Source organism: Pyrobaculum sp. (genome assembly GCF_049971835.1).
Lineage (GTDB): Archaea > Thermoproteota > Thermoprotei > Thermoproteales > Thermoproteaceae > Pyrobaculum.
This window is the reverse complement of record NZ_JBMFKV010000417.1, coordinates 1-551: the sequence shown is the minus strand read 5'-3', so window position 1 is coordinate 551 and position 551 is coordinate 1. Positions and strand designations below refer to the sequence as shown.

At 54.4% G+C, this 551-nt stretch carries 1 protein-coding gene; it reads left to right on the top strand.

Going from position 1 to position 551, the window contains the following annotated elements:
- The coding region (locus tag ACP5J3_RS15035) for a serine/threonine protein kinase (protein ID WP_428496412.1) at positions 1–551 on the top strand (551 nt) is incomplete at both ends.

The following is a 551-nucleotide window of genomic DNA, read 5'->3' as shown; positions in this document are numbered from 1 at the left end:
CCTCGACGGCGGCTCGCTGAGAGATGTAAAGGAGCCCATGTCCGCAAAAGAGCTGAGAGAAACAGCACGCCAGATACTCGAAGGTCTAGCCGCCGTCCACAAGCTGGACATAATTCACAGAGACATCAAGCCAAGCAACATAATGAGGGGACGTGACGGCTTAAAAATCGTAGACTTCGGCACAGCGCTACACCGCTTCGAGAAGGCGCTTCAGATCGTGATCTCCCCCGGTTGCTACACGGCGCCTGAACAATCGGCCGGCGAGAGCCTCCCGCAGAGCGACGTGTGGTCCGTCGGCGCCACGTTGATATACCTAGCCACAAAAGAACTCCCCTATAAATACATGAAGGGGTACACAAGAGACTGCAGAAAAGTCGGCGACATCGAGCTAGAGCTACCAGATCTAGGCGACGATTTGCTAAACCAGTTTTTAAAAAAGGCGCTACACCCCGACTACAAACAAAGATTTGCAGACGCCGCAGACGCCCTCAGCTTCCTCCAGGGAGAGGCGAAGGCAGAGAAGCCCGGCCTAAAGCTGAGAATAAAGACGC